Origin of the sequence: Domibacillus mangrovi, assembly GCF_001906925.1 — a bacterium.
Taxonomy (GTDB): domain Bacteria; phylum Bacillota; class Bacilli; order Bacillales; family Domibacillaceae; genus Domibacillus; species Domibacillus mangrovi.
Map to the genome: position 1 here is coordinate 80,414 of NZ_MRWQ01000022.1, position 6,559 is coordinate 86,972.

General features: G+C 40.4%; 7 protein-coding genes. All 7 read left to right on the plus strand.

Going from position 1 to position 6,559, the window contains the following annotated elements; translation table 11 throughout:
• The first annotated feature begins 80 nt into the window (after positions 1-80).
• Positions 81-1,085 (plus strand): permease, encoded by a 1,005-nt coding sequence (locus BLL40_RS15590; RefSeq protein ID WP_073712778.1) that lies wholly within the window; start codon positions 81-83, stop codon positions 1,083-1,085.
• Positions 1,086-1,103: 18 nt separating this feature from the next.
• Positions 1,104-1,979 (plus strand): TIGR03943 family putative permease subunit, encoded by an 876-nt coding sequence (locus BLL40_RS15595; protein ID WP_073712779.1) that lies wholly within the window; start codon positions 1,104-1,106, stop codon positions 1,977-1,979.
• Between the two features lie 231 nt (positions 1,980-2,210).
• Positions 2,211-2,480, plus strand: coding sequence for a hypothetical protein (locus BLL40_RS15600; RefSeq protein WP_073712780.1), 270 nt, complete (start codon positions 2,211-2,213; stop codon positions 2,478-2,480).
• 153 nt (positions 2,481-2,633) lie between these two features.
• Positions 2,634-3,626: a M23 family metallopeptidase gene (locus BLL40_RS15605; RefSeq protein ID WP_073712781.1), complete on the plus strand. Its 993-nt coding sequence runs from the start codon at positions 2,634-2,636 to the stop codon at positions 3,624-3,626.
• A 136-nt stretch (positions 3,627-3,762) separates the two neighbouring features.
• Positions 3,763-5,175 (plus strand): LysM peptidoglycan-binding domain-containing protein, encoded by a 1,413-nt coding sequence (locus BLL40_RS15610; RefSeq protein WP_073712782.1) that lies wholly within the window; start codon positions 3,763-3,765, stop codon positions 5,173-5,175.
• A gap of 100 nt (positions 5,176-5,275) precedes the next feature.
• On the plus strand, positions 5,276-5,539 hold the full coding sequence (locus BLL40_RS15615) for a DUF1292 domain-containing protein (RefSeq protein WP_073712783.1): 264 nt from the start codon (positions 5,276-5,278) through the stop codon (positions 5,537-5,539).
• Between the two features lie 306 nt (positions 5,540-5,845).
• Positions 5,846-6,559, plus strand: a 714-nt coding sequence (locus tag BLL40_RS15620) for a LysM peptidoglycan-binding domain-containing protein (RefSeq protein WP_143180137.1), incomplete at its 3' end; no start/stop codon positions are given.

The window sequence follows — 6,559 nt, forward strand, 5'->3', positions numbered from 1 at the left end:
AATCATGAACGTGCATATATCAAAAATACACACCTGAATGAATGGATGTAGTAAAAAATGGACGGAGGGTGGAGGGACAAATGAATCGTTCAGTTTGGATACATTTACTGAATTTCACAGAAATTATTGTGTTGGCAGCCATTACTTATTTCGCTGTTATAAAAAAAATGATGAATGTGGAATTTATTACTTTTCAAATTCCAGCATCTTTTTTGCAACTAAATACGATTTTTTTAAGTATTTTAATTGAAGCGATGCCGTTTGTTTTAATTGGTGTGTTAATTGCCGGGTTTATTCAAATTTTTGTGAGTGAAGAGCAGGTGGAGAAGTGGATTCCCAAAAATCGATGTGCAGCGGTGACGATAAGCTGCGTAATCGGAGCTTGTTTTCCAGCCTGTGAATGCGGGATTGTGCCGATTGTGCGCCGGCTTGTTGCGAAGGGAGTTCCCATTTATGCAGGCGTTGGGTTTTTATTAACGGGGCCGCTTATTAATCCAATTGTGATTTTTTCCACGTACATGGCGTTCGGAAATGATATGAGAATAGCTGGATTGCGAATGGGTGTCGGTTTTGCAGCGGCGATGATCATCTCTCTAATCATGAGCCTGTTTTTTAAAAAGAATCAGTTGAAAGTGCAGCCGCATCAAGAGACGATACGTGAATCGAAACGAAAGGCTTCTTTTTTCGTGCGAGTTTGGGACATGTTTAAACATTCTATTGATGAATTTTTTGTCATGGGAAAGTACTTAATTTTAGGGGCGTTTTTTGCTTCATTTATTCAAACGTACGTATCTGCCCAATCTCTTTTGCAGGTCGGGGAAGGTTGGGCTTCATCAACACTCGTCATGATGGGACTTGCTTACGTCTTATCCCTTTGTTCAGAAGCAGATGCGTTTATCGGTGCCTCCTTCCGTCATATGTTCCCAATGTCTTCCATTCTTGCTTTTTTAATATATGGTCCGATGATTGACCTGAAAAATACGTTCATGCTAGCTAGTGTCTTTAACATGAAATTTGTCATCAGTTTAATTGTATTGATTACGATCACTGTTTTTACATGTGTCAGCTTCTTAGCCTGGCTGTAACAGGAGGGAGAAATACTTATGACATTTCATATACAGCAAGCCTTTAGAGCTGTTATTTTAGCTGCATTTACCTGGTTATTAATAAATCTTCATTTAAATGGGGATATTGCCAAGTATATAAATCCTAAATATGATCTGCTAAGTAAAACGGCCGCGTACGTATTTTTTTTCCTTTTTTTCATTCAGCTTTTTCGAATATGGAGCAGAAAGAAAAAGCATGAACATCAATGTCATCATGAATGCAGTCATGATCATCCCCGATCGCCCGTTAAAAAAATGATTTCGTATTCTATCTTGATCTTTCCGTTAATGACTGGTTTTCTATTACCCCCGCAAACGCTAGGTGCAGGGGCTGCGGCTAAAAAAGGGACCGTTTTGACACCGAAAACAGCTGAATCTCAAATGCAGGCAGAAACAGAAGTTGATCCATCGCTTTATGATCATAAAGGAATGGTTGTCGATCGAAAAGAAATAAAGCAAGGGGAGTATGACGAGAACATGAAGCGTTTAGATCATGACCGTGTCATCCATATGAAAGATGAGGTGTTTGAACCGTACTACGGGCGGATCAACGCGGAACCTGAAAAATATATTGGCCGAACGGTAAAGATGACAGGCTTTGTTTATAAAGAAGAAAGTTTTCAATCCAATCAGCTTGCCTTGACGCGATTTTTAATTACTCATTGTGTTGCAGATGCCAGTAGCATTGGTTTTTTAACGGAGTTTGATGAAGCTTATACAATAGAACAGGATACATGGATGGAAGTAGAAGGAATACTTCATATTACACAATATGACGGTTTTGAGATACCGATGTTGAAAATCAGTTCATGGAAAATAATATCAGAACCAAACGAGCCTTATGTGTATCCCGTGTATATCAAAATAAAATAAAAAATGGTACCTTTCTTAGCTAAAGACAATAAAAATCACAGCCTTTCTTCAACGGAAAAGGCTTTTTGTTATGTGGATTATAAAATAAATTAAAACAAGTGACAGTATATGCATAATTCAAATATAAAACAACACAATCAAATCATTAATAAATGAATGGATACTTGTATAGAACATTTTTTTACGGGCATAACGATAGAGAGAAATTTTTGAAAAGGTGGTTAAAAAAGAATGACATTAAAATTAGTGAAAATTGTCCGTACAAACCCGGTTTATAATAAGTGGTATGAACAAAACTTAAACGAAACGTTTCATGTGATGGATGACGGGCGGGAGAGATATATAGTCATCTGGCCGGCATTTGAACGGCGAAATCGGCGCAGTATCCCAAAAAGTCTTTGTGAGGTAGTGGAAGGGGAAGAGAACGATGTACGCAATAATCCCGTTGCACGCCATTATTTAGGAGAATGGGCTCAGCCGCTTGAGGGAGATAAATGGTAAATAATGATAAAGTGAATCTGTTTGTGTGAAATATTGGAAAACCCCTAAAAATAATTGATTTGAAGGGGTTTTTTTGTCGCCAATAAAAGGATTTATGAAACAAACTGGATTAGGGAAGTCTAGGGAAGATATTAAAAAAAGGAGGTTTTATGTGTGCGTCGATCGTTATTATTGCTGCCTTCTTTGATCGCATTCATCTTTCTTTTTACCTCTGTTGCTTCAGCTGAAGAGCAGCCGACGAGAGAGGAGCAGCTGAATGCGCGGATGAGGTATTATATAAAATATGAGAGTATTATGTTACCGTGGTATTACTTGGCTGCGGTCGATCAGTTTGAACGTAACATAGAGCAGGTACGCACGGACATACCTGAAAAAAAAGGTGTTATTTCCATTAAATTTCCATATGAAGTATGGGCAGGGATGCTTAATCCAAATAAAGAAGATACGGCCCCCCGCTCCATCACTTTTTTTAACGGAAAAGGACGGGATGGTAATCAGGATGGCATTGCCGATCCAGACAACGATGACGATGTGATGTATACGATGGCTGCTTACTTAAGTGAATATGGGCATACAGAAAAAAGTATTAAAAAAGCGTTAATGAATTATTATGGGCGTAAACAAACAGTCAATCAAATTATGACCATTGCGAAAATTTACAAACATTTCCAAAATATACATTTGGATGAGCATGCTTTTCCTATCCCTGTTGAACATAACTTTAGTTATCGGGGCACATGGGGAGCAAGTAGAGGATGGGGAGGCCGCCGGATACATGAAGGGACCGATTTATTTGCGGATTACGGCGTCCCTGTACGGGCGACATCATACGGAATCGTTGAAATAAAAGGGTGGAATAAATACGGAGGCTGGCGAATTGGTATTCGCGATATTCACAATACGTACCATTACTTCGCTCATTTAGCTTATTTCAGTAAAGAGATTAAAAAAGGAGATATTGTTAAACCAGGGGATGTGATTGGATACGTTGGCAGCTCTGGATACGGAAAAAAAGGGACGTCTGGTCAATTTCCTCCACATCTTCACTATGGCATGTATAAAGATAACGGCCGGAATGAATGGGCATTTGATCCATATCCATCTCTAAAGCTTTGGGAAAAGCAAGAACGGGAGGCTCGCAAGTAAGCTTCCAAGTATACACACGACGAGAGGTTGCGCTTGTCGTGTTTTTTGTATGTGCAGACTTCAACAGATTTAATCATATAAAGGTTTTTTTATTAATAAACTGAATGGAAAACAGGAAGGAAAGCGGGGTCTAAATGTGAAAATTCATGTAGTGAAGAGAGGGGATTCGTTATGGGGCATATCCCGCCAATATGGGATTAGCACCACCCAAATCGTCAGTGTGAATAGTCTGGAAAATCCTGAAATGTTAGTCATTGGCCAGGCATTACTCATTCCAGAACCGTATCTTCTCTATACCGTGCAGCTAGGGGATACGCTTGCAAACATTGCGACTCATTATGGAATAACTGTGCAGGAAATCATGCAAACGAATAACATGACTAATCCAACTAGTCTTTATCCTGGTCAGATCATTGTAATACCGGTGACCTATCACACTGTAAGAGCAGGAGACAGTTTTTATAAGGTCGCGGCTAGCTATGGAACGACGCCTGAAGCGATTGTACAGGCGAATCAGCTGACAACATCTTCCCGCCTTTATATAGGACAAAGTTTGAAGATTCCGACTGCACCAAAGCCCATCATTGATGTAAATGCATTCTCGTACACATTTGGGCAAGCTGGTGGGCAGCAAGTACGTGAAGTCGCTTATGATCTGACGTATATAAGTCCATTTGGATATCGAATGAAGGAAGATGGCAGTTTAGAAGGCATTGATGATGGTCCGACGATACAGGCAGCTCAGTCAACAGGTGTCGTACCTATCATGGCTATTACCAATTTTTCCAGTACAGAAGCAGGAACTGATCTTGCGCACACTATTCTTTCGAGCCCTAATTTAGTGGAAAAAGTATTGACCAACAGTATAAAAGTGATGAAGGATAAAGGGTATAAAGGACTGAATATCGATTTCGAGAATGTGGCACCTGCAGACCGTGAATTATATAATCTTTTTCTCAAGCGGGCAGTGGACCGTTTGCATCCTGAAGGGTACTTTGTCTCTTCCTCTCTTGCACCAAAAACGAGTGCCAATCAAAAGGGATTATTAGTTGAAGCACACGATTATCCTGCACACGGACGGATACTTGATTTTACTGTGCTCATGACCTATGAATGGGGATATCGGAAGGGGCCGCCACAAGCGATTTCCCCGATTAATCAAATGAAGCGTGTCCTTGACTACGCTGTGACTGCTATCCCAAGAGATAAAATTTTATTAGGGTTTCAAATTTATGCACGTGACTGGCTTGTACCGCATAAAAAAGGGCAGGAAGCAGAGACATTTGACATGCAGGAAGCGATCAGACGAGTTGTCAAATATAAGGCTGAAATAAAATATGACGAGATGACTCAATCTCCATTTTATACGTACAAAGATGAACAGGGACGCTCCCATGAAGTCTGGTTTGAAGATGCCCGCAGTGCCAAAGCTAAATTTGATTTAGTGAAAGCGTACAAGCTTAGAGGTCTCAGTTATTGGGTACTTGGGTATCCTTTTCCTCAAAATTGGGCACTTCTTGGTGACACCTTTATTGTCCGAAAAAGGTAACGAACCCCCATAAAAAGTTTGTTTTTCTTTTGAAAAATAAGGCAGCGGGTATAATGTATAAAGAATCTAATTTAAAAAGGGCATAGGAGGGGAAAGCAATATGGAAAAAGTTGAAATCGGCGATATTTTTACGTTAATTGATGAGAACGATCAAGAGCAGGAAATTGAAGTGCTCGGCACAATGAATATAGAGGGAATAGAATATGCGGCTGTTGGATTTGTAGAAGAAATTCAAGAGGAAACGGACGAAGATATTGATGTCTTCTTTTTGAGAGTAGAAGAAGATGAGGGATTATCCATTATTGAGAGCGATGAGGAATTTGATCAAGTGTCTGCTGCGTTTGAAGAAGCAGGAGAAGAGTAGAAGACGATTGGAAACAAGGCTGTCCAAAAAGTCAGTGAATAACTGACTGGGACAGCCTTGTTTTTATCTGGCTGGGAAATTTCACTTTATCCCGCATTAACGGGCAGTAAGACCCCCGTTTCAAGCCGTCGAAAAGAAAAGGAGGATAAGCGGGGGATCAATTGCCCGTAAAAGCCCGATTGGTTCGGGCCGGCCGAAGCCGGTCAGGGGATGAAGAAAACCCCCACTGAATGAAGTTTCACTTTATTGATAAAAGTGGAAAAGCATACATACACTTTAAGGAGGGCGACAATAAGGGGGAAACGTATGGATGTTGTTGTGAGAGCGGGAGATTCATTATGGTCTTACAGTCAGTTGTTTACGATTCGTCTTCAGCTTATTAAAGATTCAAACCGGGAACTTCAGCCAGATCGACTGTCAGTTGGACAAAGAATACGAATTCCAGGTTTTGTTACGCATAACTATCGAATAAAGAGTGGCGATTCCCTGTGGCGTATTTCAGAGGACTATAAGATCCCGATTGATGCCATTATGCTGGCGAATCCTGGACTACTTCCTACTCAATTGCAAATCGGGCAAACGATTCATGTACCGCTACGAGTTACTTGGCGGATTGTACAGGGAAAGCGACCGTACGATTATAGTCAAATGATAACGGATCTGAGGCAATTACGAACGGTGTATCCATTTTTACGTGTGCCTTCAATCGGCCGTTCTGTGCTTGGGAAGGAAATACCTGAAGTGACAATTGGTAATGGGAAGAAACGGGTTCATTATAATGGTTCATTTCATGCGAATGAATGGATCACCACACCAGTTATCATGACGTTTTTAAATGATTATGTTTTATCATTGACCAATCTACAGCCGATACGAGGTCTTTCAACTTATCGTTTGTATCAAGAAAACTTTTTATCCATTGTGCCGATGGTGAATCCGGATGGGGTGAACCTAGTGTTAAATGGACCACCTGAGGATGAGCCGTGGAAAAGCAAAGTGGTTGAATTAAATAATGGCAGC

Coding starts and splice junctions, on each gene's coding strand:
- BLL40_RS15590 (WP_073712778.1), top strand. CDS start 81: ATGAATCGTTCAGTTTGGATACATTTACTGAATTTCACAGAAATTATT.
- BLL40_RS15595 (WP_073712779.1), top strand. CDS start 1,104: ATGACATTTCATATACAGCAAGCCTTTAGAGCTGTTATTTTAGCTGCA.
- BLL40_RS15600 (WP_073712780.1), top strand. CDS start 2,211: ATGACATTAAAATTAGTGAAAATTGTCCGTACAAACCCGGTTTATAAT.
- BLL40_RS15615 (WP_073712783.1), top strand. CDS start 5,276: ATGGAAAAAGTTGAAATCGGCGATATTTTTACGTTAATTGATGAGAAC.